The sequence below is a fragment of the Bradyrhizobium sp. JYMT SZCCT0428 genome, from assembly GCF_018131075.1.
Lineage (GTDB): Bacteria > Pseudomonadota > Alphaproteobacteria > Rhizobiales > Xanthobacteraceae > Bradyrhizobium.
Map to the genome: position 1 here is coordinate 1 of NZ_JAFCLS010000061.1, position 24,237 is coordinate 24,237.

Genomic DNA, 24,237 nt, shown 5'->3' on the forward strand with positions numbered 1-24,237 from the left:
CACCGGGGAGAGCGCGTCATAAGCCGTAAAGCCATTGCGCAGGGAATGTCGGATGTTCTCCGCTGCCCTGTATGCTCATGTGCAGCATTCTTATGCACAATCGCACATGAGACCGCGGGTGCAGCGCGCATCCGGCATTCCCTGCGCCCTCTGAATTGAGAGGGCGAGAAGATTTCCTGCAAACCTCGGGCGCAATGCGCCGCGAGAATGCGAAACTATATCTGCGTCGTCCCGGCCTTGCGCCGGGACCCATAACCCCAGGGAGTAGTTTTGCGGAAGGTCTCTACTACCGAGTTTCATAGAGAGATCACGCGGTATGGGTCCTCCGATGCGCAATTGCGCATCTGCGTTCGCCGGGACGACGATTCACAGGGTGCCATATGCCCCCCAAAAACAGTCCGATCCAGCCAAAATCCTATACTTAACAAACCCGTAATGGCCCGGACCGAAACCGCCTTGATCCGACCAAAAAGCCGTTGTTGGTTGACCGCGCCGGAGCCCGGGACGCCGATTCACCTGAATTTGGCTGATGATAGCGAGAAGGATCGCAAATGCGCAGGAATCTCACCTTTCTCCTCGGCACGGTCACGGGCGCCTGTTTGACCTTTCTGGTCGCCGGACCGCAGGGGGCGCATCTGGTTGCGGCCGCCAAGGCTGCGGCCCGCACCGACGGAACCTATTCGCAGCTCAATCTGTTCGGTGACGTGTTCGAGCGCATTCGCGCCAGCTATGTCGAGAAGCCCGACGATTCCAAGCTGATGGAAGGCGCCATCAACGGCATGATCTCCTCGCTCGATCCGCATTCGCGCTACATGAATGCGAAGGGCTGGAACGACATGCAGGAGACCACGCATGGCGAGTTTGGCGGTCTCGGCATCGAGGTGACGATGGATGACGGCCTCGTCAAGGTGGTGGCGCCGATCGACGACACGCCCGCCGCCAAGGCCGGCATCATGTCGGGCGATCTGATCACGCAGATCGATGATGATGCCATTCAGGGGATGACGCTCGATCAGGCCGTCAGCAAGATGAAGGGGCCGGCCAACAGCAAGATCCGCCTGAAGATCGTTCGCAAGGGCGCCGATACGCCGGTCGAGGTCGCGATCGTACGCGAAATCATCCGCGTGCGGCCGGTGCGCTTCCGCACCGAGGGCGGCGATATCGGCTATATCAGGATTACCAGCTTCAACGAGCAGACCACCGACGGCCTGCGCAAGGCGATCGGTGAGATTACAAAGTCGATCCCGTCCGACAAGCTCGTCGGCTATGTCATCGATCTGCGCAACAATCCGGGCGGCTTGCTCGACCAGGCGGTGTCGGTGTCGAGCGCCTTCATGGGGCGCGGCGAGGTGGTTTCGACCCGTGGCCGCACGCCGGAGGAAACCCAGCGTTTCGTCGCGCGCGGCGGCGATCTGACCAAAGGCAAGCCGCTCGTCGTGCTGATCAACGGCGGATCGGCATCGGCGTCCGAGATCGTGGCCGGCGCCTTGCGCGACCACAAGCGCGCCACCATCATCGGCACGCGTTCGTTCGGCAAGGGCTCGGTGCAGACGATTATTCCGCTCGGCAAGTCCAACGGCGCGCTGGCATTGACGACCGCGCGCTATTTCACGCCGTCCGGAAAATCGATCCAGGCCCAGGGTGTCACGCCTGACATCGAGGTGCTGCAGGACGTGCCGGACGAATTGAAGAACCGTGCCGAACTGAAGGGCGAAGCGTCGATGCGCGGCCACCTGGCGGGGGACGGCGCCGAGCAGACCGGTTCGCAATCCTACGTGCCGCCGTCCGAAAAGGACGACAAGGCGCTCGGTGCCGCCTACAATCTGCTGCGCGGCGTCACCGTCAACGCCAATGCGCCGGCGGTTGCGTCGTCGAAGCGGCCGGTGCCGAACTAGCGCGTTCGCTCTAGGCGGCGGGCTTGCGCCTGCGGGAACGATCAGGGCTCGCGGCGGCAGGCATCGGCCGGTGCGCGAGCAGCAGGGGCTTGATGTCGGCGCCGGGTCGTGGCGGGCTGAACAGATAGCCCTGCATCTCCGAACAGCCGAGCGCGCGCAGCAATTCGCGCTGCTGCTCGGTCTCGACGCCTTCCGCCGTCGTCGTCATGTGGCGCGCGGCGGCGATGTTCACCACCGCCTCGACGATGCTGGCCGAGCCTTCCGGCTCGCCGATATCGGTGACGAAGCAGCGGTCGATTTTGATCTTGTCGAACGGGAAGCGCTTCAGATAGCTCAGCGAGGAATAGCCGGTCCCGAAATCGTCGAGCGCTATCCTGACGCCGATGGCGCGAAGCTGGTGCAGGATGGCAAGCGCCGCATCGTCGTCGCGGATCAGCACCGCTTCGGTGATCTCGAGCTCCAGCCGGCCCGCGGCCAGGCCCGACGCCCCAAGGGCAGCCATCACCTTCAGCGCCAGCGTGCCGCTCTTGAACTGTACCGGCGAAACGTTGACCGCAAGACGGACATCGTCGGGCCAGGTCGCGGCCTCGGCGCACGCCGTGGTCAGTACCCATTCGCCGAGCTGATTGATCAGGCCGGTCTCTTCGGCGATCGGCACGAAGTCCGCCGGCGAGATGATGCCGCGCTGCGGATGGCGCCAGCGCACCAGCGCTTCGCAGCCGGTGATCCTGCCGTCCCGCAGGTCCAGACAAGGCTGGTAATAAACCTCGAAGCCGCCATCGACGATGGCCTGTCGCAGGTCCATTTCCAGCACGCGGCGGGCGCGCACCTGGGCGTCCATTTCCGGCCGGAAGAAACGATGGGTGCGGCGGCCGGCGGCCTTGGCGGCGTACATCGCCAGATCCGCGTTTTTCAGGATCTGGTCGAGGTCGGAACCGTCCTGCGGCGCCAGCGCGATGCCGATCGAGGCGTCGGTGGTCACGTGATGGCCGAGGCATTCGTAAGGAGCGCGGATCGCATCATAGATGCGGTGGACGAGTTCGGTGACCTCGTCGGCGCCCGTCACCCCGGTCTGCACGATGGCGAATTCGTCGCCACCGAGCCTCGCCACGAAATCGGTCTCGCGCACGCAAGCACGGAGGCTGACCGCGACGGCCTTGAGCAACTCGTCGCCGATCATGTGTCCGAGCGAGTCGTTGATGCTCTTGAACTCGTCGATGTCGATATAGAGCACCGCAAGCTGCCGGTCGGCCGCGACGTGAGGCAATTCCTGCTTGAGTTGTTCGTGGAACAGCGTGCGGTTCGGCAGGTCGGTCAGCGCGTCGTAATGGGCGAGGTGGGTGATGCGTTCCTCGGCCTGGCGTTGTTCGGTAACGTCTTCATGGGTGGCCACCCATCCGCCGTCCGCCAGCGGTTCGTTGACGACCTGGACCGAACGTCCGTCGGGCGTCGTGATGATCATCGCGTTGCGCTGCCCGACGTCGCGCAGCACCCGCACGACATAGCGGTCGACGTCGCCGGTGAACGATCCGGTCTGCTTTCGATGCGCGATCACGTCGCGGAAGCTGCAGCCCGGCTTCACGATCTCGGCCGACAGGCCGTACATGTCGAGATAGCGCTGGTTGCAGATGACGAGGCGCTGCGAGGAATCGAACAGCAGCAGGCCTTGCGTCATGTTGTTGACGGCGGTGTCGAGCCGCTGTTTTTCCAGCGTCAGCCGCTGCCGCGACGCGCGGTGCTGTGCGAGAGCTTGCGCACCACCAGAAACAACAGCACGGCAATCGCCAGCACGGACAGGCCGGCCACCGCGATCAGGAGGCTGATCTGCTCGCGCCAGTCGGCGAGCGCGGCCGATGTCGTCGTCGACGCGACGATCACGATTGGAAATTTGCTCAGCGCGCGGGAGGAGATCACGCGGTCCCTGCCGTCGAGCGGACTGGTCAGGCGGGACGTCGTCTGGTCCTGGTCGAAGACCTGTTGCTGGCGGGCCGGGCCGGTCTTGAAGTTCCTGCCGATCAATTCCTGCGCGTGCGGATAACGGGCGAGCAGCGTGCCGTCGCGGTGGTGCATGGCGATCGCCGCATCGGGGCCGAGCGCCACCGTGGCAAAGGACCTCTCGAAATTGGCCGGTTCGATGCCTCGGCCGATCGCGCCGAGGAACTCGCCATTCGGGCCGGTGACCTTGCGCAGGAGCACGGTGGTCCAGGCGCCGGTGATGCGGCTGTGGACCGGCTCGATCAGCATCGCCGGCGAATCCGGGCTGGACTTGAAAGTCCTGAAGTAAGCCCGGTCCGCCACATTGACAGGCGGTGCGGGCCAGGCGGCCGACGAATTGATCAGCTGGCCGTCGGCGTCCAGAACGTTGACGCTGCCGACATAGGACAGCGCGTCCATCTTGGACTTCAGCATCAGGTGGATTTCCTCGGTGGACATCCGACGCTTGTAGTTCTCCAACGTGGCGATCCCGTTGGTGCGCATGAAGGTGATGAGGTCCTTTTGGACCACCTCGAAATCTTCGAGCTGTTGATCGAAGTGCCGCGCCAGCAGCAGCACGGTGTTTTCCAGCTCGCGCTCGCTGTTGCGCAGCGCGCGTTCGCGGAAGTTGCCGGCCATCACGGTCGCGCCGATCGCGATCGCGGCGATCAGCAGCACGCCGCCCAGGATCAGCCATCGGATCGGACCGCCGCGAAAGATGGGCTTGATCCTGAATGAGGCGGTGTTGATGGAACCCATTGAACGAGATCGCTGCCAGGAAATAATCCCGGAAGCAGTGTTGCGTACTTCCGGCCCGTCACTGTGCTACCGCGCCGAGATGGAATTGACATTAGCAAGTCTGGTTAACGAAACGTTAGCCAGGTAGCGAATGTGGCCCATGACAACCTCGGCAGGGCCTAGTTCCAAACGGGTGCGCGGGTCGGGCGGAACATGATTGCGACGATGGCGGCGGCGATGATGTTGGCGGCGACGCCGGCCAGGATCGGCAGCGTATAATCGCCCGTGAGATCGAATGCGTAGCCGGCGGTGCTGGGACCGATCAGGGTGCCGAACGCGACGCTGGTGTAGAGGATGCCGATGATGCCGCTGACATCGCGTCCGCCGAAATAATCCATCACCACGGCCGGAAGCACTGCGACCCAGGCGCCGTAGATCATGCCATAGACGAGGCGAAGCCGGCGAGCTGCCAGAAATTCGTCGAGACCAGCCAGATCGCCAGCGCGCCTGCCATGCCGATGAAGAGCAGCAGCAGGGCGGTTTGGCGGCCGATCCGGTCAGCGAGCCCGCCGAGGAAGAAGCGGCCGGCGGTAGAACCGATGCCGATGACACCGAGCAGCAGCACCGCGGAGGAGGCTGCAACGCCGTGATCCCCGGCATAGGGAACGAGGTGCACGAACGGCACGAACAGGCCGAACGAGCAGATCAGGCAGGCGGCATAAAGCGCAACGAAGTGCGGTGAGCGGATCGCTTCGCTGACCGTGGCGCCCTGCGCCTGCGCCGGGATGGCGCCGGGCAGGACCGGATCGCCGTCAGGGTTGAGACCGCGCGCGCGAGGATCGTTCTCCAGCAGCAGCGCCATCCCGCCGCCAACGATAGCGGCGATGGCGCCGAGCGCGAGGTAAGCGCCGCGCCATCCCAAGGCCTCGATCAGCAGCGTCGCCAGCGGCGGCATCACCAGCGTGCCAACCCCGATCCCGCTCACGGCAAGACCGGAGGCAAAGCCGCGCCGCCGCACGAACCACCGCTGCACCGCGCCGACCGCGGGCACATAGGCGAAGCCGATGCCAAGTCCGACACCGAGGCCGTAAGCGGCATAGACCTCGACCAGATTGCGTGCCGCACCCGCCGCGGCGAGCCCCAGGCCGATCAGCAGCATGCCTGCCAGCGCGAGGCGGCGGGAGCCGTAGCGGTCGGCGAGGGGGCCACTGACGATGCCCAGGGCAAAATAGAGAAAGCCCGCGAGCGAAAACACCAGCGAGACCGAGCCGCGCGAGGCGCCGAAATCGCGCTGCAGCGACTCCAGAAACGCGCTGAACGTATAGGCGCAGCCGAAACCGACAAAGGTCACCGCGAATGCGGCGGCCACGACGAACCAGCCGTAGAAAATCCCCGTACGGGACCAGGTTGCCTCGTGGCTCATGGCGGGCTCCTCTCGAAACGGTTGGGTATAACACCGGTATACTGATTATACTGGTGTCCCTTGCTGTCAACCGGTAAATATGTTTTACTGGTGTCGATGTCGCGGGAATCAAAAAAGTTCGGCGTTCCGGACGAACTGGCCAATCTCTATGATTTCGCCAATACGCTCGATGTCAGGCACTTCACGCATCACGGCGTGCCGCATCCGCAAGGCGATGAATTGACCAGCGCGCGGGAGCTTTCGAGCTGGATGTCGCAGCGCGGGCTGGCGCCCACCAGCGCGAAGATCACGACGGCGATGTTTACGACCGCGATCGAACTACGGACGTTGGTGCGCGACTATCTGCAGTGCGATCCGCTGGAGCGGCGCGGAAACAGGGATGCAGTCCGCGCGCTGAGCAAAGCGCTGAAATATTTTCCGCTGGTCGTGGCCGCAGGGGATGACGGCATGGTGCTGCGGGGGGCGCGCGAAGAAGCGCTCGCAGGACTGTCGCCGATTGTCGCAGAACTCTATGACGGCTCGAGAAATGGAACTCTTGACCGGCTGAAAATGTGCGCGTCTGACGAATGCCGCCGAGTGTTTTTCGATCGCTCGAAACCATCGACGCGGCGCTGGTGCATGTCGTCGCTATGCGGGAACCGGATGAAGACACGCAGCTATCGCAAGCGACAACGCAACGCCGGATAAATCACTGTGACCCGTGACTCAGTCACGACCGACTGAACGGTGTTTCCTCGCCGATTGCGATCAGGTCCCGGCGCGGTAATGTCCGGACTTGCCGCCCTTTTTCTCGACCAGGTGAATGCCTTCGATCCGCACACCGCGCTCGACTGCCTTGATCATGTCGTAGATCGTCAGGCATGCGACCGACACCGCCGTCAGCGCTTCCATCTCGACGCCGGTCGGCCCGGTGACCTTCACGGTGGCGCGGACGATGCAGCCGGGCAATTTCTTGTCGGGCGTAATGTCGAGCGTGACCTTCGATAGCGCCAGCGGATGGCACAGCGGGATCAGATCCGACGTACGCTTGGCCGCCATGATGCCGGCAATGCGGGCGGTGCCCAGCACGTCGCCCTTTTTGGCGTTGCCGGAGACGATCAGTTCGAGCGTCGCCTTGCTCATGACCACGCGGCCTTCGGCCACGGCTGTGCGTTCGGTGGCGGGTTTGGCCGACACGTCGACCATCCGCGCTTCGCCCGATGCATCGATGTGGGTGAGGGCGCCGCCTTTGGAAGCCTTCCGCGCCATCGCCTAGCGCGTCCCGGTGGCGCGCGGCACGTCGGTACGGGCCAGCAATGCCCGCGTTGCCGCAGTGACGTCGGCCTGGCGCATCAGGCTTTCGCCGACCAGGAAGGTCGCCATGCCGACGCGCGCGAGGCGCGCCAGGTCTGCCGGCGTAAAGATGCCGCTTTCACCGACCATCAGGCGATCCCCGGGGATCAGCGGCGCGAGCGCCTCGCTGGTCACCAGCGTGGTCTCGAAGCTGCGCAAATTGCGGTTATTGACGCCGATCATCGGCGAGCGAAGCTTTAGCGCGCGATCGAGCTCAGCGCGGTCGTGGATTTCGATCAGCACGTCCATGCCATGCGCGATGGCGGCATCTTCCAGATCTCTGGCCGTGCCGTCGTCAAGTGCGGCCATGATGATCAGGATGCAGTCGGCGCCATGGGCGCGGGCCTCGACCACCTGATAGGTGTCGAACAGGAAATCCTTGCGCAGCACCGGCAAATTGGTCGCCGCACGCGCCGCGACCATGAAATCGAGGTGGCCCTGGAACGACGGCGTATCGGTCAGGATCGACAGACACGCCGCCCCACCGGCTTCATAGGCTTTCGCCAATGCCGGCGGATCGAAATCGGCACGGATCAGCCCCTTGGAGGGCGAAGCCTTTTTCACTTCGGCGATCAGCGCATAGTCACCGCGATCAAGCTTTTCACGGATCGCGCGCAAGAAGCCGCGCGGCGGCGGCGCGGTTTTGGCCAGTGCTTCCAGGCTTGCCAGCGGATGCGTCCGCTTGGCGGCGGCGATCTCCTCGCGCTTGTAAGTCTCGATCTTGCTCAGGATGTCGGACATGTCAGGCGCTCCCGCGGTCAGCCGTTGGACACCGCGATCAAATGCTTGAGTTTTGCAGCGGCGGCACCGCCGTCGAGCGACTTGGTGCCCAGCGCGACGCCTTCCTTCAAATCCCTGGCGCGGCCGGCGACGATCAGCGCCGCCGCGGCGTTCAGGAGAGCAACGTTACGATACGCACTCGGCTTGCCGTCGAGCACGCTTTGCAGCGCCACTGCGTTGGCGTCGGCATCGCCGCCCTTCAACGCTTCGCCGCCGACGCGGGCGAGGCCGGCCTCTTCCGGCGTCACCTCGAAGGTGCGGATATTGCCGTTCTCGAGGCTCGCGACAAAGCTCGGGCCGGTGAGGGTGATTTCGTCGAGACCGTCGGAGCCGTGCACCACCCAGACCGACTCGGAGCCGAGGTTCTTCAGCACCTGCGCCAGCGGCTGCACCCAGTGCCTCGAGAATACGCCGACCATTTGCCGCTTGACGCCGGCCGGGTTGGACAGCGGTCCGAGCAGGTTGAAGATCGTACGCGTGGCGAGTTCGACCCGCGTCGGGCCGACGTTCTTCATGGCCGGATGGTGGGCGGGCGCGAACATGAATCCGATGCCGGCTTCCTGTACGCAACGGCCGACCTGGGCGGGTGAAAGGTCGATCCTGACACCGAGCGAGGCCAATACGTCGGCCGCCCCGGAGCGCGAAGACAGCGCGCGGTTGCCGTGTTTTGCGACGGGCACGCCGGCGCCCGCGACAATGAAGGAGGCGCAGGTCGACACGTTCACCGACCCGGAACCGTCGCCGCCGGTGCCGACCACGTCGACGGCCTCAGCCGGCGCCTTGACCCGCAGCATCTTGCCGCGCATCGCCGACACCGCGCCGGTGATCTCGTCGACCGTCTCGCCGCGCACCCGCAGCGCCATCAATAGTCCGCCCATCTGCGAAGGCGTCGCCTCGCCGGACATCATGCTGTCGAAGGCGGAGGCGGCCTCCTCACGCGACAGCGTCGCACCGGTGGCGACTTTTCCGATGATAGATTTGAGGTCGTCCATCGCGTTGCTTTCAGGATTGGGACGTCTTTATCTCTTGAGCATGACCTTCGAGCAAACGCTACGCGCTTGTCGAGGGAAAACCGGTGCCCACGTCCCGGATCATGCTCAGTTGCTGTTCGCGCCCGTCACCTGTGCGAAGGCCGCCTGGTTGATGGTCGTGCCGATCTCTGACTCGATCTTCGTGACGTACTGCGCAACCTGTTCGTCGGTGAGGCCCCGCAGCAATGTCTCCTTCAGTTTCTTGACCTCGTCGGCAGCGACGTTGACCGAGGGCATGCTGACATCGGTGACGCGGTACACGATCCACTCGCTGCCCCCGGCGCCGGCGGTTTGTCCGGCGCCATCCTTGGCGGTGCGAAACGCCGCGGTGATGAGGCTCGAGGGCACGCCGGATGGAGCGGCGTCGCGCCGGAAGCCGGTTGCGGTTTCGACCTTCGAGCCGATCGACGCGGCCTCTTCGGCCAAGGTGCCGCCACGCTCGAGCTTGCCGACCATCTCGGTCGCCTTCGCGCGCAGCTTGCTCGAGATCTGGTCTTCGCGCCACTTGGCTTCGACCTGGGCGCGGACCTCGTCGAGATTGCGTTCACGCGACGGTGTAACGCCGAGTACGTCGTACCAGACATAGCCGCCGGCAAACTGGATCGGATCGTTGTCGACGCCGACATTGCTTGCGAAGGCTTGCGAGACCACGTCGAGACCACGCGGAATATTGCCGACCGGCTGGCCGTCAGGGCCGCGGCCGGAGCGGTCGACGGCCTCGATGGTGACTGCGGTCAGTCCGAGCTTCTGCGCGGCTTCCACCACGCTGGCGCCGCCGCCACGCTCGTCTTCCATCTTGTTGTGGAGTTCGGCGACCTTGCCGCGCGCCCGCTCGGTCCCGATTTCCTTTTTTATCTGCGCCGCGACGCTTTCATAGGAAGGCGTCGTAGCCGGTTCGATCTTGCCGACCTTGACCAGCGCCACGACGAACTGGCCTTTGATCGGCTGGCTCACCTCGCCGGAGGACAGCGCGAACGCCGCGTCGGCGATGGCCGGATCGATGATGGCGGATTTTGCCGTCATGCCGAGGTCAACAAGATTGGCGTTGTGTTCCTTGGCGACGTCGTCGAACGACATTCCGGATGTGATGCGGCTGCGCGCGGTGAGGGCTTCCTCGGCGTTTTGAAACACCATCTGCTGCACTTCGCGCTTCTCGGGCGTACCGATCCGGTTACGGCTCTGCTCGAATACCTTCTTCGCATCCTCGTCGGAGACTTCGGACCATTTGCCGAGTTCCTCGGGGCTGACCACGATGAACGACAGTTTGCGAAATTCGGGTGCGCGGAACTGGGTCTTGTGGTCTTCGAAATAGGCGGCGAGCGTCTCGGGCGAGGGTGTGTCGATGGTGCCGGCCTGCGCAGCGTCGAGTTTGATGTAGTCGACCGAGCGCTGCTCGTTCTGGTACCGGGTCAAGGCATCGATCATGAGCTTCGGCGGCTCGAGCCCGGCGGTGACGGTTTCCGCGATCTGGCGCCGCAAGCCCACGCGCCGCCGCTCGGCGAGGTAGCGCTGCTCGGTGTAACCGGCCTGGCGGATAGTGGCCTGGAAGCGCGCCGGATCGAAATTGCCGCCCAATCCCTTGAAAGCGGGATCGCTGTAGATGATCCGCATGGCCTCGGCATCCGACTGGGCAAGGCCCATGCGCCGCGCCTCCTCGTCGAGGGCGGCTTCCGCGATGGTCTGCTGCAGCACCTGACGATCAAGCCCAAACAAGCGGGCCTGCTCCTGGGTCAGCGGCCGGCCGAACTGACGGCCCAATTGCTGGAGCTTGTCGGTGTAGATCTGGCGGAATTGCTCGGTCGAGATCTCGGTCTTGCCGATCGTGGCCAGCGTCGACTGCCCAAAGCCCTTGAAGATGTCGGCGATGCCCCAGACAGCAAAGCTGAGAATCAGCACGCCCATCACGACGCTCATGACGGCCTTGCCGAGCCAGTTTGATGAGGCTTTGCGTATTCCTCGAAGCATGGGTCCAACTTGTTTTGTAGGAGGGGAACCGGGTGATACCCAAGGCGGTTTCCGATTGGAATACCGCAACAGGGCGTCTACCCGAGTTGATATCGCATCATAAAGTGGCAGTCGCCGCCCCGCAACCTCGGTTCGGGCGCTCGCAACCTCGGTTGCGTGCCCGTAACCTCGCCATTTGAAGCGGTTAACGGCTCAGAGATCACTTGAAGCGGTATCTGGAACTGGTGGCGCGCCTCTGCTAGCGGATGGGGAGCCCATATTCGAGAGAAAATCGACATGCCCGACGCCATTCGGCACCTGATTGCCGGCAACTGGAAAATGAACGGCCTCAAGTCCTCGCTGGCCGAATTTGATGCGATGCGCGAAGGTGCCGCAGCGGTGGCCGCCAAGGCCGACCTGCTGGTCTGCCCGCCGGCGACGCTGATCGCGGGCTTTGCCGATAAGGCGAAGGGCTCAAAAATCGCCGTCGGCGCCCAGGATTGCCACCCGAAGGCCTCGGGCGCCCATACCGGCGACCTCTCGGCGGAAATGCTGGCCGATGCCGGCGCCAGCGCCATCATTGTGGGCCATTCCGAGCGCCGCGCCGACCATGGCGAGACCGACGCCCTGGTCCGGCAGAAAGCGGAAGCCGCCTGGCGGGCGGGGCTGACCGCCATCGTCTGTATCGGCGAAACCCAGGGCCAGCGCGACGCCGGGCAGACGCTGGATGTCTGCGGAGGCCAGCTCAAAGGCTCGCTGCCGGACGGATCGACGTCAGCCAATCTAGTGGTGGCCTATGAACCGGTCTGGGCGATCGGCACCGGGCTGACCCCGACGGCAAAAGATGTCGAGCAAGTTCATGCATTTATCCGGGGTGTTCTCACCGACCGATTTAAGGCCGAGGGCGGCAAGATCCGGATTCTCTATGGCGGTTCGGTCAAGCCATCCAATGCGGCCGAGTTGATGGCGGTAGCCAACGTCAACGGCGCACTGGTCGGCGGCGCCAGCCTGAAGGCAGCGGACTTTTTGGCGATCGCAGCGGGATGCTAGCCTTGCGCGGGGGCGTTGTTCTGCAGGCGCTTCCAGTAGAACATCGTGCCTGTCATGCCGCCGAGAGGCTTGTAAGCGTAGTCCGGAATGATCCCGGCCAACTTGAAGCCGACGCGCTCGTATAATCCGGACGCGCCTTCGTCGTCGGCGGTGTCGAGCACCAGCAGCCAGCGCCCATGCTCGATCGCCACGCGTTCGGCGGCGTACAGCAGTGCCTTGGCAACGCCGCGGCCGCGATGGCTGAGCCGCGTGATCATCTTGACGATTTCCGCCCGGTGCGGCTGGTTGAGCGCAAGGTCGAGCACCAGCGTTACCGTTCCGACCATTTGGTCGCCGTCGAAGGCGCCCAGAATGATCCGTTCTCCGCGCGCCGCCGCGGCCAGCGATTTCTCCCAGAAGGCATTTGCGACCTCCTGGTGCAGCGGATGCATGAAGCTGACCGAGCCGCCATGGGCCACCGCTTCGATCAGTATCTCGCTGAGGCTCGCGCGGATATCGGGCGACGGGCTCAAGGGTTTGATCTCGATTTCAGGCATGTCGTTCAGCCTCGTTTCCTGGCCGCACGGGCCTGCTTGATCTCTGCAATTCGCTCGACATCCTCGATCTGGAGATGTCGGCCGCGTTCGAGAATTTCCAACGTGTACTCTTCATAAGTGAGCCCGAGCCGTTCGGCCTTTTGAATGCGAAAGGCGACGATGCCGGGTGAGGGATTGTGCCACGCCCTGCGGTGCGCAGCCTTCCAGTAGAAGTAATTTCCGATTCCTCCATCACCCCATTCCGGCCGGTGCGCATCGTCGAGGGGTGGGCCGCCATTGTGGCCGGCCGCTATGTCGTTGTCAGGGAGCGCCTGTTCGATCGCGGTGTTCTTGAGGGCGACCTCCGGCATCGTTGCTAGCTCCGGGCCAGCGCCACGACATAGGTGCAGGGTGCGGCGCTCTCATTGGCGAAGGTCGTCTCCGCGGGCGGACCGAATCCGAGGCAATCGCCGGTGCCAAGAAGATACCGTTCGCCGGCCTCGATGATCACGAGTGCGCCCGCCTGTACCCAGACCACCTGACGGATATGGGCGTAGGATGAGGCCGGCAGCGTCACGCGCTGTCGAGCCGGCAATTCGACCCTGATGACTTCGAGCGGATGATCGGGGCGATTGAATACCTGCGTGCGCAGATAGCCGGTCTCTGGATCGCGCCAGGCCGGCTGTTCGCTGGCACGCGAAAGGCGCTCGCCCTGGCCCTCGGCGCGCAACATCAGGCCGGCAAGCGTGAGGTCGAAGGCGCTTGCGAGCCGGACCAGCACCACCGCGGTCGGGCTGACCTCGGCACGTTCGATCTTGCTGATGGTCGCCTTTGAGACCCCCGATCGTTCGGCGAGGTCGGCCAGCGACCAGCCGCGGCTGTCGCGCTCGAGACGCAGGCGCTGCGCCAGCCGGCTGCTCAAATCGTCCACAATAGTATCCATATGTCTACTATAATAGAAGTTTGCGGCTGTTCGCAACCTGGAAATCTCGCGACTTCGTGCGTCTTCGCAGCTTGTTGGAAAGCCTGCGGCAATTATCTCCGGTGCAGCCGTTGGGGGTGACAATGCCCCGTCCGATCGTGTAACACCGCGCAACTTCAGGAAAACCCGCAAGCTCAATAGTGCAGCCGAAGCCCGGCGCTCATTGCTTGTGACGGAAGGTTAGAAATGCAGGCCGTCGTTATTGTCGTTCACCTCATGATCGTCGCCGTGCTGATCGGCGCGGTATTGCTGCAGAAATCCGAAGGCGGCGGCCTTGGCATGGGCGGCGGCGCCGGCTTCATGTCGAGCCGCGGAACCTCCAATCTGTTGACGCGGATGACCGCGATTTTGGCGGCAGGCTTCTTTGTCACCAGCCTGTATTTGGCCTGGTCCGCAGGCCTCGATCGCAAGCCCAGCTCGATTCTCACGGGCCCGGCGACGCCGTCCCAGCCCGGAGGGGCACCGATCGCGCCGCCGACCAGCGGCGGCGTTCTGGATACGCTGAAGAAGGTCGACGAACAGCAGAGCCCGCCGGCGCCGTCGGGCCCGCAAGCACCGCGTTCGCAATAAAGCAGGGTGGCTATGCAGGACGGCGACTACCGTCCTGCATCAGAACTTCCCATCAATGCTCTGAAATCGCTTTAATTTTCACGTCACCCACAGCCCGGCAAAATGTTCGCTCTGGCGAGCGATTCGTTTTGGCGAATCGGAGCAGTGGCCTTAAAGGTTGAGTCCCATGGCGCGGTACATATTCATCACCGGCGGCGTGGTTTCTTCGCTCGGCAAAGGTCTGGCTTCAGCGGCACTCGGCGCGCTGTTGCAGGCACGCGGGTACAAGGTCCGTCTCCGCAAACTCGACCCCTATCTCAATCTCGATCCCGGAACGATGTCGCCGTATCAGCACGGTGAAGTGTTCGTGACCGACGACGGCGCCGAGACCGATCTCGATCTCGGCCATTATGAGCGCTTCACGGGGCGGCCGGCCACCAAGGCCGACAACATCACCACCGGGCGCATCTATCAGGACATCATCACCAAGGAACGCCGCGGCGATTATCTGGGGGCGACGATCCAAGTGGTGCCGCACGTCACCAACGCGATCAAGGAATTCGTCCTCTCCGGCAATGACGAATATGATTTCGTGCTGGTGGAGATCGGCGGCACCGTCGGCGACATCGAGGGGTTGCCGTTCTTTGAAGCCATCCGTCAGCTCAAGAACGAATTGCCGCGCGATCACGCGGTTTACATTCATCTGACGCTGCTGCCGTTCATCCCGAGCGCAGGCGAGCTGAAGACCAAGCCGACCCAGCATTCGGTCAAGGAGCTGCGTTCGATCGGCATCCAGCCGGACATCCTGCTGTGCCGCACCGACCGCGAGATTCCGAAGGAAGAGCGGCGCAAGCTCGGTCTGTTCTGCAACGTGCGCGAAAGCGCGGTTATCGAGGCGAGGGACGTCGACAACATCTACGCGGTGCCGCAAGCCTACCACGAGGCCGGCCTCGATGACGAAGTGCTGGCCGCGTTCGGCATCGCGCCGAAGATCCCGCCCGCGATGCAGAGTTGGAACGACATCAACGAGCGGGTGCGCAACCCCGAAGGCGCGGTCACTATCGCCATCGTCGGCAAATACACCGGCATGAAGGATGCGTATAAATCGCTGATCGAGGCGCTGTCGCATGGCGGCATCGCCAACAAGGTGAAAGTCAATCTCGACTGGATCGAGAGCGAGGTGTTCGAGCACGAGGATCCGGCTCCGTTCCTCGAACACGTCAACGGCATCCTGGTGCCCGGCGGGTTTGGTCAGCGCGGCGCCGAAGGCAAGATCCGCGCGGCGCAATTCGCGCGGGTTCGCGACGTGCCGTATTTCGGCATCTGCTTCGGCATGCAGATGGCCGTGATCGAAGCCGCGCGAAATCTGGTCGGCATCGAGGACGCAAATTCCACCGAGTTCGGTCCGACCAAGGAGCCGCTGGTCGGCCTGATGACGGAATGGCTGCGCGGCAACGAACTCGAGAAGCGCACGAAGTCCGGCGATCTCGGCGGCACCATGCGGCTGGGCGCCTATCCGGCGGCGCTCACGCGCGGCAGCCGGGTATCCGAAGTCTATGGCGGCGCCACCGAGATTTCGGAACGCCACCGCCACCGCTACGAGGTCAACACCGCCTACAAGGACCGCCTCGAACAGCACGGCCTGCGCTTCTCGGGCCTGTCGCCCGACGGCGTGCTGCCGGAGATCGTCGAATATGAGGACCATCCCTGGTTCATCGGCGTGCAATTCCACCCCGAACTCAAATCGCGCCCGTTCGAGCCGCATCCCCTGTTCGCGTCGTTCATTCAGGCGGCGGTGGTGCAGTCGCGGCTGGTGTAGTGGCGGACGGCCTTTGACGAACGCGCCAATTGTTGCGACAAACCGCTTCCGTTACCTGCAAGAACAACAATCAGGGGAGTGAAGCCGATGATTATGGAAATGCGTGTCTATCGCTGTCTGCCGGGCCGTCTGCCGGCGCTGATGAAGCGCTTCGATACGCTGACGCTGAAATTGTGGGACAAGCACGGCATCAAGCAGGCCGGTTTCTACACCACGCTGATCGGGACCTCGAACCAGGAACTGACCTATTTCGTCGCCTGGGATTCGCTCGCCGACCGCGAAAAGAAATGGACGGCCTTTCAGTCCGACCCCGATTGGATCGCCGGCCGCGCCAAGAGCGAAGAGGACGGCCAGATCATCGACAACATCGTCAGCCAGTTGCTGGTGCCGACGGCATTCTCCTCGGTGAAGTAACCGGGCGTGCAACCCTGATATTCCGGGGTTAAACAGGGTTGATCCTGATGGCGCGGACCGGCATGGTCCGCGCTGAACGAAGGAAATACCCTTGAGCGCGAACATCTCTGCAGCACCGGTGGTGACGGCTGGTTCGGTCCAATTCGGCAACCACTTGCCGATTTCGATCATCGCCGGCCCGTGCCAGCTCGAAAGCCGCAGCCACGCGCTCGAGGTGGCGTCGGCGCTGAAGGAGATCGCGAGCCGCCTTAAAATCGGGCTCGTCTACAAGACCTCGTTCGACAAGGCCAACCGCACCAGCGCCTCGGCCGCGCGCGGCATCGGGCTTGCGCAGGCGTTGCCGATCTTCGCCGAGATACGTTCCTCGCTCGGACTGCCCGTGCTGACAGACGTGCATGAGGCCTCGCAATGCGCCGAGGTGGCGCAGGCGGTGGACGTGCTGCAGATCCCGGCCTTCCTGTGCCGGCAGACCGACCTGCTGACGGCGGCGGCGGCGACCGGCAAAATCGTCAACGTCAAGAAGGGGCAGTTTCTGGCGCCGTGGGACATGGCCAACGTCGTCAGCAAGATCACATCAGGCGGCAATCCGAACGTGCTGGTCACCGAACGTGGCGCATCCTTTGGCTACAACACGCTGGTGTCGGATATGCGCGCGCTGCCGATCATGGCGCGCACGACAGGCGCGCCCGTGATTTTCGACGCTACCCATTCGGTGCAGCAGCCGGGCGGGAAGGGCACTTCATCAGGCGGCGAGCGCGAATTCGTGCCGGTGCTGGCCCGCGCGGCGGTCGCGGTCGGTGTTGCCGGCGTGTTCATCGAAACCCATCCCGACCCTGATAACGCGCCGTCGGACGGACCCAACATGGTGCCGCTGCGCGAGTTCGAAGCGCTGGTAAAAACCCTGATGGAGTTTGACGCGCTGTCCAAGCGCGGAGCGCGCCAGTGAGGCTGATATCACGGTGACCGCATCCAGCCGCCTGCCGCCGGCGCTCAACATCATTACGCTCGCGACCTTTTCGGCAAGCCTGTCCGCCCGTGCACTCGATCCGGTGTTGCCGCACGTCGCCGAGGATTTCTCCATCAGCATCGCCACGGCGGCCGGTTTCGCCGCCGTCTTTGCCTTTGCCTTTGCCATCATCCAGCCCGTGCTCGGTGCGGTCGCCGACATCTTCGGCAAGGCGCGCCTGATGATCGTGTGCCTGATGCTATTGGGCATCGCCAACATTCTCGGCGCGGTGGCGACATCGTTTCCGCTGTTGTTTGCAAGCCGCATCCTTGCCGGTATCGGCTCGGGCGGCGTGTTTCCGATTGCGCTCGGGCTCACCAGCGATCTCGTCGGGTCCGAGAAACGCCAGATCGCGATGGGGCGCACGCTGGCCGGCGCCATGACCGGCAATCTGCTGGGTGCTTCGGTGTCCGGCCTGATCGGCGACTTTCTCGGCTGGCGCGGCGTGCTCGCCGTTCTCGGCCTGATCGTGGTGGTGGCCTCGGTCGTGGTGGCAATCGCCTTTCGCGGCGCGGCGTTGACGCGTCCGCCGCGGACCAGCCTGTCGGCGCTCAAGCAAGGCTATCGCACGATTTTCACCAACCCGAATGCGCGCATCTGCTACTCGGCCGTCTTCATCGAAGGCTGCTGCGTGCTCGGGCTGTTTCCCTTCATTGCCGCGTTCCTGTTCGAGCTCGGCGAAACTTCGCTATCGATCGCGGGCATCGTGATCGCGGGATTTGCGGTCGGCGGTCTTTTCTACACCATGACGGTGTCGCGCTTCCTGCCGCGGATTGGCGTCAGCGGCATGATGATGACGGGTGCCGCCATGGTCGGCGTGCAACTCATCGGTGTCGCGATGGGACCGCAGTGGAAGCTGCAAACACTCAGCCTGATTTTCATGGGCTGGGGCTTCTACATGATCCACGGCAGCCTGCAGGTATTCGCCAGCGAATTGTCCGTGGAAGCGCGCGCGACCGCGTTGTCGCTGCATGCGTTCTTTTTCTTCATGGGCCAGACCATCGGCCCCATCGCCTACGGTTTCGGCATCCAGCATGCCGGCAAGGTCCCGACCTTGCTCACGGCCGCGGCCATCATGGTCGCGCTCGGAATTGTCTGCGCGCGATTGCTGAAGCAGACCCGGCCGGCGGATGCGCGGCCGGGCTAGCTTCGGATCGGGCCCTCGCTATTCCATCTTGATTCCGGCGTCGGTGATCACCTTGGGCCAGCGCGCGATCTCTTCAGTAACGAAGCCACGGAATTCCTCCGGGGTGCTGCCCATCGGCACGATGCCCTGTTCGATCAGTTTTGCCTGCAATGCGGGGTCGGCCAGCGCCTTCTTGGCCTCGGCGGAGACGCGGTCGACGATCTCCTTTGGCGTGCCCGCCGGGGCGATGATTCCGGCCCAGGTGCCGGACACGAAATCCGGCACGCCCTGTTCCGCCATCGTGGGCACGTCGGGCGCCGCCGGAATGCGCTCTTTCGCGGTGACGACGATCGCCTTGGCGTTCCCGGAGCGCACCTGCGGCATCAGCGGACCAACGATGTCGAACATCACGTTGATCTGCCCGCCGACGGTATCCTGCAAGGCGCCGGCGGTGCCCTTGTAGGGAATGTGCTGCATTTTGATGCCGGTGCGGCTCATGAACATCTCCATGGTGAGATGTGCGGCAGCGCCGATGCCGCTCGACGCAAAATTGAGCTCGCCCGGCTTGGCCTTGGCGAGCGCGATCAGCTCTTTCAAACTGTTCGCCGGCACGGAAGGGTGCGCGATCATGATCAGCGGTGCGACGCTCATCAGCGAGACGTAACTGAAGTCCTTCAGCGTGTCGTAGGGCAGCTTTGGATTGAGCGTGGCGTTTGCCGCATGCGCCGCGATCACGGTGCCGAACGTGTAGCCGTCGGGCGCGGCCTTGGCGACGACGTCGGTGCCGATGATGGCGTTGGCGCCTGGCTTGTTCTCGAAGACGATGGGCTGGCCGAGCGCCTCGGAGATTTTTTGCCCGACTAGGCGGGCCATCAGGTCGGTGTAGCCGCCCGGCGTGTAGGGGACGACCATGCGGATCGACCGGTTCGGCCAGCCTTGTGCCCCAGCGCCGCCTGCGCAGCTCAGCAGAAGCGCGAACGCTGCAAGAGCGCGGAATGGATATTTCATGATGTCGTTTCCTCAACAGCGCCAGCGTCTGAGATGCGCGGCGCTTCCTGCGGGCAGGCTACATCATCTGGATGCGAGTGAGATAGGCGTCGAGGCAACGTCTCTTGTTGCACAAGGTGCATGGCTTGCTGTCTGACCTGAGTGCGCAATGCACGCTGGAGTGCACGTGCGACGGCTCAGAATCAATTGGTTCACGCCCTGGCTGTGCCGCCTCGCGCTAATTTCCCATCGCTTGCGCCAACAAGGCCTGCGCCTGCCTGGTGGCTTCGGCAAATGACGGTTGCTGCGGTGCGCGCTCGGTAAAGCATTTCTTGTAGGCGTCTTCGCCCTTTTGCCTGAGATCGCCGAGCTTGTCGTAGGCCTTCCTGTCGATCCGCCTGGACTGCAGATCGTCAGCAGCCTTGTCGGCCTTCTTGTCGTAATCCGCCTTGATCGCAAGGCAGGCCGGGACGTCCACCTTGGGCTTGATCGATCCATAGGCGACATAGACCTTGCCGTTGGCCAGCGCTGAAACGAACACTTCGTCTGCGGCCTCGGGGACGGCGTCCTGGGTTCGCCCGCCCAGCATCGCAAAGGCGAAGCTGGCGGAGGCGGGTTTGGCGATCGGCAATTCGTTGAAGTTCACGACCGCCGCATCCGTCGAGATCGCCTGGGTGTAGAAGCTTTCGTCCTTGAGGGCGGTGCCGATCTGTTGCGGCACGTTCTTGAGTTTCTTGCCCCACCAGTCCTTGTGCGCGCGAAGCCAGCGCTCGAACATCGGCTGCGTCGTCACGATGATATGAGACTTCGGCTCGACATATTGGCCGTCGCGGCCGTTCTGGCCGGCCTTCTCGCCGTTCTCGCCCAATTCGGAGTCGAAGCGCACACCGTCGAGCAGGCCAAAGCCCATATCGCCCTTGGATAAAGCATCGAGATTAAGCTTGGCCGTTCCAAATCCCTTGCGAGCGGATTCGGCGACGATCGGCGCGAGCTTCGCCAAGAGATCAGCGCGCAGCGATTCCGTCAGCTTGAAGGCCTCGTCGTCCTTCTTGTCCGCGTACATTTTCGTGATTTTCGCGATCGCGGCGTCGCGGGCCGCGATGTACCGGTCCTCTGGTGAGGCTGGCGCGGCGTTGGCGCTTGCAAGGTTCGCGAGGACGCACGAAGCGGCGACAAGTCGGATGATGGCGGCGAATGGGCTTTGCATGGGCGGTTGTCGGGATAATCAGCCGTTAGGTTCAACCGCGGCCGCGATAGGGCGCGACCCCCTGGTCGGGGACCCATACGCCCTTGGGCAGCTTGCCGGTTTGCCAGAACACATCGATCGGGATGCCGCCGCGCGGATGCCAGTAGCCGCCGATGCGCAACCATTTAGGCTTGATCTCGGTCGCGATCCGCTTGCCGATCGAAACCGTGCAATCCTCATGGAACGCGCCGTGATTGCGAAAGCTCGCGACATAGAGTTTTAGCGACTTGGACTCCAACAGCCATTGGCCCGGCACGTAATCGATCATCAGATGGGCGAAATCCGGCTGTCCGGTGACCGGGCAGAGCGAGGTGAATTCGGGCGCCGTGAACCGCACCAGATAATTGGTATCCTTTTGCGGATTGGGCACGCAGTCCAGCGTCGCCTTTTCGGGACTGTCGGGCCATTCCACGGCGCGGCCGAGCTGCAATGATTTTTTGGCCATCATGATCGTCCTGTTGCGACCGCTGACATGGACGCATCAGGCTTGGCCGTCAACCGTCAGCGCGACGCGGGATCTGAGAGAAAGCGCACCAGTGCCGTTCGCTCCGCCGCATCTTCGATCCCGCGCATCGACATCCACAGCCCCGGAAACATCTCAGCGGGATCGGCCAGGAAGCTTTCCAGACGCGGCATATCCCAGCGCAAACCATCATCGCGCGCCTTGCCCAGCACCGGTGAGTAGTCGAACGCCGGATCGCCGGCGACAACACGCCCAGCCACGCCGGCCAGATTGGGACCGGGCAGGCCGCGCTCAGTGGGATCAAGGCTGTGGCAGGCCCGGCATGGCGCGAACAGCCGCGCGCCGTTTTCGTCTGCCGAAGCGGGGGCAGCAGCCAGCATCGGCAGCAGCAACAGGAACGCGAAGCATTTCACGCAGGCGCGACCGTCTGGATCACGACCAGGCGGTTGGTGCCGGACTCGCCGCCCCAGGTCTCGCCAGGCTTGCCGTCGAGCTGCCGCACATTCGCGCCAGCCTTGTCGCTCGGGAACGCGTTGAACTTCTCGGTCACGGGATCGAAGCGCACGATCGCGTTGGCGCCGAAATCGGTGAGCCACACCTTGTCCTTGTCGTCGACATACACCGCATAGGTGCGCGGATTGTCGCCGGGCAGCTTCCATGCCTTCCAGGAGCCATCAGAAGGATCGTGCATCGACACGTTGCCGCTGTTCCATTCGCTGACCCAGATCCGGCCCTTCGAATCCGACCACACCCGGCGTGCGCCCTGGTTCGGCGTCGGCGGGTCCACCACGGTGGCATTGCCGGTCGCGGGATCGATTTTCGCGATGTGATTGCCGGCGAGCGAGGCGTACCAGATGTCACCCTTCGGCGTGATCGTCATGCCATAGGTGCCGCGGCCGCGCGGCGACTTGAAAACCGTCATGTCGCCCGATTTCGGGTCGAGCCTGCCATAGATGCCGGATTGGCCGGTGAACCAGTAGATGCCGTTTTTATCGAACACGGCGGTGTTGAGGTTGGCATAGGCTTCGTTCTCGGGCAGACGAAACAGCGTCACCTTGTGATCACCGGGGTCGACGCGGGCGATCGCATTCTGCCCGCCTTCGGTGACCCAGGGCGCGCCATCGGGGCCGATGATGACGCCATGGGGAGCGGCGCCCTTGCCGAGGTCGACCAGCTTGTATGACCCATCGCGCGGATCGAGCCGCCCCAGCGTGCCGTTGCGCTGGCCGCAAAACCACATCGTGCCATCGGGCGCCGGCGTGACGTCGCGCGAGCCCCATGCCTGCGGCGACCGGATAATATTTGACCCGGAACGGGCTCTCCTGGGCATCCGCAACGCGCGCAAGCGCAGGCGTGGCTAAAATTCCGGCAGCAGAAGTTTTGAGAAACTGGCGGCGATTCATTGCGTTACCCCGGTTCTTGAACGAGAAGGTTTGGGCGCGAAGATCAACCTCGAAACAGCATAGTCCTACCACATCCGCCCGTCAGGCGAAGCCGGAAGAGCGTTTTCCAGCGAAGTGGACGCCGGTTCGTGTGAAGAAAACGCGTCAAATCAAGAGACTAGGCTCCGTTCCGATTCAATCGGAACGGAGCCGGCTCTAAGCGTTCACATTTGCTTGCGCGCCGTGTAAGACGCGCTCAATTCCAGCCCCTAAACCATGCAGGGAAGTGCAAGACATGACCGCCATTATTGACATCATCGGCCGCGAAATCCTCGATAGCCGTGGCAATCCCACCGTTGAAGTCGATGTGGTGCTGGAAGACGGCTCGATCGGCCGCGCCGCGGTGCCCTCTGGCGCCTCCACCGGCGCCCATGAGGCGGTGGAACTGCGGGACGGCGACAAAAAGCGCTATCTCGGCAAGGGCGTACAGAAGGCGGTCGAGGCCATCAACGGCGAAATCTTCGAGGCGCTTGCCGACCGTCCGGTCGAGGAACAGGTCCAGATCGACCAGGTCATGATTGATCTCGACGGCACGCCCAACAAGAGCCGGTTAGGGGCCAACGCCATCCTCGGCGTTTCCCTGGCGTGCGCCAAGGCGGCCGCGGAATCCTTCGACATGCCGCTCTATCGCTATGTCGGCGGCACCTCGGCGCGCACTCTGCCGGTGCCGATGATGAACATCATCAATGGCGGCGTGCACGCCGACAACCCGATCGACTTCCAGGAGTTCATGATCCTCCCGGTGGGAGCGGCGAGTTTCGCCGAGGCGCTGCGCTGCGGCGCTGAAATCTTCCATACCCTGAAGGGCGAGCTGAAGAAGGCCGGCCACAACACCAATGTCGGCGACGAGGGCGGTTTCGCGCCCAACCTGCCGTCGGCGGATGCCGCGCTCGAATTCGTCGTCAGCGCGATCGGCAAGGCCGGCTACAGCGCGGGCAGCGACGTCATGCTCGGCCTCGATTGCGCCGCGACCGAGTTCTTCAAGGACGGCAATTACGTCTATGGCGGCGAGAACAAGACCCGTTCGCGTTCCGAGCAGGCGAAATATCTCGCCGATCTCGTCGCGCGCTATCCGATCGTCACGATCGAGGATGGCATGTCGGAAGACGACATGGATGGCTGGAAGGAATTGACCGACCTCGTCGGCAAGAAGTGCCAGCTGGTCGGCGACGATCTGTTCGTCACCAACGTCACAAGGCTCGCCGACGGCATCAAGAACGGCCGCGCCAATTCGATCCTGATCAAGGTCAACCAGATCGGCACGCTGACCGAGACGCTTTCCGCCGTCGAACTGGCTCACAAATACGGCTACACCTCTGTCATGTCGCACCGTTCGGGCGAGACCGAGGATTCGACCATCGCCGACCTCGCGGTCGCCACCAATTGCGGCCAGATCAAAACCGGCTCATTGGCGCGCTCCGACCGCACCGCCAAGTACAATCAATTGCTGCGCATCGAGCAGCAATTGGGCGCGCAGGCGAAATACGCGGGGCGGGCGGCGCTGAAGGCGCTGGCGTAAAG

The 24,237-nt window shown here is 63.6% G+C and carries 23 protein-coding genes and 1 pseudogene; 9 read left to right on the forward strand and 15 right to left on the reverse strand.

Features of this window, described 5'->3' with window-relative positions; translation table 11 throughout:
- The first annotated feature begins 551 nt into the window (after positions 1-551).
- Entirely contained in the window at positions 552-1,895 is a 1,344-nt protein-coding gene (locus JQ575_RS37900) for a S41 family peptidase (protein WP_212038291.1), read from the forward strand.
- Positions 1,896-1,905: 10 nt separating this feature from the next.
- Here JQ575_RS37900 and JQ575_RS37905 read toward each other — a convergent pair.
- The 3 genes and pseudogenes from JQ575_RS37905 to JQ575_RS37910 all read right to left on the reverse strand — a co-directional run bounded on the left by JQ575_RS37905 (position 1,906) and on the right by JQ575_RS37910 (position 6,030).
- Positions 1,906-4,628 (reverse strand): annotated as a pseudogene (locus tag JQ575_RS37905) (EAL domain-containing protein).
- 158 nt (positions 4,629-4,786) lie between these two features.
- The gene (locus JQ575_RS46265) at positions 4,787-5,047 is read right to left on the reverse strand and encodes a hypothetical protein (RefSeq protein ID WP_312016093.1); all 261 of its coding nucleotides are present in this window, start codon (positions 5,045-5,047) and stop codon (positions 4,787-4,789) included.
- Entirely contained in the window at positions 5,044-6,030 is a 987-nt protein-coding gene (locus JQ575_RS37910) for an MFS transporter (protein ID WP_312016094.1), read from the reverse strand. Before JQ575_RS37910 ends, JQ575_RS46265 begins: the two co-directional genes overlap by 4 nt.
- A 96-nt stretch (positions 6,031-6,126) precedes the next feature.
- Between JQ575_RS37910 and JQ575_RS37915 the strand changes: the two genes are divergently transcribed.
- Positions 6,127-6,717: a CGNR zinc finger domain-containing protein gene (locus JQ575_RS37915; protein ID WP_212038292.1), complete on the forward strand. Its 591-nt coding sequence runs from the start codon at positions 6,127-6,129 to the stop codon at positions 6,715-6,717.
- 60 nt (positions 6,718-6,777) lie between these two features.
- Here the strand turns inward: JQ575_RS37915 and moaC are convergent, their stop codons facing one another.
- The 4 genes from moaC to JQ575_RS37935 all read right to left on the reverse strand — a co-directional run bounded on the left by moaC (position 6,778) and on the right by JQ575_RS37935 (position 11,138).
- On the reverse strand, positions 6,778-7,278 hold the full coding sequence (gene moaC / locus JQ575_RS37920; protein WP_212038293.1) for a cyclic pyranopterin monophosphate synthase MoaC: 501 nt from the start codon (positions 7,276-7,278) through the stop codon (positions 6,778-6,780).
- Between the two features lie 3 nt (positions 7,279-7,281).
- On the reverse strand, positions 7,282-8,103 hold the full coding sequence (gene trpC / locus JQ575_RS37925; RefSeq protein ID WP_212038294.1) for an indole-3-glycerol phosphate synthase TrpC: 822 nt from the start codon (positions 8,101-8,103) through the stop codon (positions 7,282-7,284).
- 17 nt (positions 8,104-8,120) lie between these two features.
- Positions 8,121-9,134, reverse strand: coding sequence for an anthranilate phosphoribosyltransferase (gene trpD, locus JQ575_RS37930; protein ID WP_212038295.1), 1,014 nt, complete (start codon positions 9,132-9,134; stop codon positions 8,121-8,123).
- 105 nt (positions 9,135-9,239) lie between these two features.
- Complete coding sequence (locus JQ575_RS37935; RefSeq protein ID WP_212038296.1) at positions 9,240-11,138, reverse strand: peptidylprolyl isomerase; 1,899 nt, start codon at positions 11,136-11,138, stop codon at positions 9,240-9,242.
- 276 nt (positions 11,139-11,414) lie between these two features.
- Between JQ575_RS37935 and tpiA the strand changes: the two genes are divergently transcribed.
- Positions 11,415-12,167: a triose-phosphate isomerase gene (tpiA, locus tag JQ575_RS37940; RefSeq protein ID WP_212038297.1), complete on the forward strand. Its 753-nt coding sequence runs from the start codon at positions 11,415-11,417 to the stop codon at positions 12,165-12,167.
- Here tpiA and JQ575_RS37945 read toward each other — a convergent pair.
- Genes JQ575_RS37945 through JQ575_RS37955 form a run of 3 tightly spaced genes read right to left on the reverse strand, consistent with a single transcriptional unit; the run spans position 12,164 to position 13,625 of the window.
- The gene (locus JQ575_RS37945; RefSeq protein ID WP_212038298.1) at positions 12,164-12,703 is read right to left on the reverse strand and encodes a GNAT family N-acetyltransferase; all 540 of its coding nucleotides are present in this window, start codon (positions 12,701-12,703) and stop codon (positions 12,164-12,166) included. The two genes, tpiA and JQ575_RS37945, sit on opposite strands and share 4 nt — an antisense overlap.
- 5 nt (positions 12,704-12,708) lie before the next feature.
- Positions 12,709-13,053, reverse strand: coding sequence for a hypothetical protein (locus tag JQ575_RS37950; protein ID WP_249167168.1), 345 nt, complete (start codon positions 13,051-13,053; stop codon positions 12,709-12,711).
- A gap of 5 nt (positions 13,054-13,058) precedes the next feature.
- Positions 13,059-13,625, reverse strand: coding sequence for an XRE family transcriptional regulator (locus tag JQ575_RS37955; protein WP_212038299.1), 567 nt, complete (start codon positions 13,623-13,625; stop codon positions 13,059-13,061).
- Between the two features lie 225 nt (positions 13,626-13,850).
- Here JQ575_RS37955 and secG point away from each other — a divergent pair, with 225 nt between their 5' ends.
- The 5 genes from secG (at position 13,851) to JQ575_RS37980 (ending at position 18,599) form a co-directional block, all read left to right on the forward strand.
- On the forward strand, positions 13,851-14,234 hold the full coding sequence (gene secG / locus JQ575_RS37960) for a preprotein translocase subunit SecG (protein ID WP_212038300.1): 384 nt from the start codon (positions 13,851-13,853) through the stop codon (positions 14,232-14,234).
- 166 nt (positions 14,235-14,400) lie between these two features.
- Positions 14,401-16,032: a CTP synthase gene (locus JQ575_RS37965; RefSeq protein WP_212038301.1), complete on the forward strand. Its 1,632-nt coding sequence runs from the start codon at positions 14,401-14,403 to the stop codon at positions 16,030-16,032.
- An 87-nt stretch (positions 16,033-16,119) separates the two neighbouring features.
- Entirely contained in the window at positions 16,120-16,446 is a 327-nt protein-coding gene (locus JQ575_RS37970) for an NIPSNAP family protein (protein WP_192739554.1), read from the forward strand.
- A 91-nt stretch (positions 16,447-16,537) separates the two neighbouring features.
- The gene (kdsA, locus tag JQ575_RS37975; protein ID WP_212038302.1) at positions 16,538-17,392 is read left to right on the forward strand and encodes a 3-deoxy-8-phosphooctulonate synthase; all 855 of its coding nucleotides are present in this window, start codon (positions 16,538-16,540) and stop codon (positions 17,390-17,392) included.
- Positions 17,393-17,405: 13 nt separating this feature from the next.
- Positions 17,406-18,599 carry an MFS transporter gene (locus JQ575_RS37980; RefSeq protein WP_212038303.1) on the forward strand — a complete coding sequence of 398 codons (1,194 nt, stop codon included), beginning with the start codon at positions 17,406-17,408 and terminating at the stop codon, positions 18,597-18,599.
- An 18-nt stretch (positions 18,600-18,617) separates the two neighbouring features.
- On the opposite strand, the gene JQ575_RS37985 is transcribed toward JQ575_RS37980, so the two are convergent.
- The 5 genes from JQ575_RS37985 to JQ575_RS38005 form a co-directional block, all read right to left on the reverse strand.
- Positions 18,618-19,586: a tripartite tricarboxylate transporter substrate binding protein gene (locus JQ575_RS37985; protein ID WP_212038304.1), complete on the reverse strand. Its 969-nt coding sequence runs from the start codon at positions 19,584-19,586 to the stop codon at positions 18,618-18,620.
- A 217-nt stretch (positions 19,587-19,803) separates the two neighbouring features.
- A complete protein-coding gene (locus JQ575_RS37990; protein ID WP_212038305.1) occupies positions 19,804-20,772 on the reverse strand; it encodes a hypothetical protein in 969 nt (322 codons plus the stop codon).
- Between the two features lie 31 nt (positions 20,773-20,803).
- Positions 20,804-21,256 carry a preQ(1) synthase gene (gene queF, locus JQ575_RS37995; protein ID WP_212038306.1) on the reverse strand — a complete coding sequence of 151 codons (453 nt, stop codon included), beginning with the start codon at positions 21,254-21,256 and terminating at the stop codon, positions 20,804-20,806.
- Between the two features lie 56 nt (positions 21,257-21,312).
- Positions 21,313-21,666, reverse strand: coding sequence for a cytochrome c family protein (locus JQ575_RS38000; protein WP_212038307.1), 354 nt, complete (start codon positions 21,664-21,666; stop codon positions 21,313-21,315).
- A 17-nt stretch (positions 21,667-21,683) separates the two neighbouring features.
- Positions 21,684-22,604 carry a lyase gene (locus JQ575_RS38005; protein ID WP_249167169.1) on the reverse strand — a complete coding sequence of 307 codons (921 nt, stop codon included), beginning with the start codon at positions 22,602-22,604 and terminating at the stop codon, positions 21,684-21,686.
- A gap of 347 nt (positions 22,605-22,951) precedes the next feature.
- On the opposite strand from JQ575_RS38005, the gene eno reads away from it, so the two are divergent.
- The gene (gene eno, locus JQ575_RS38010) at positions 22,952-24,235 is read left to right on the forward strand and encodes a phosphopyruvate hydratase (RefSeq protein ID WP_212038308.1); all 1,284 of its coding nucleotides are present in this window, start codon (positions 22,952-22,954) and stop codon (positions 24,233-24,235) included.
- Positions 24,236-24,237: the final 2 nt, after the last annotated feature.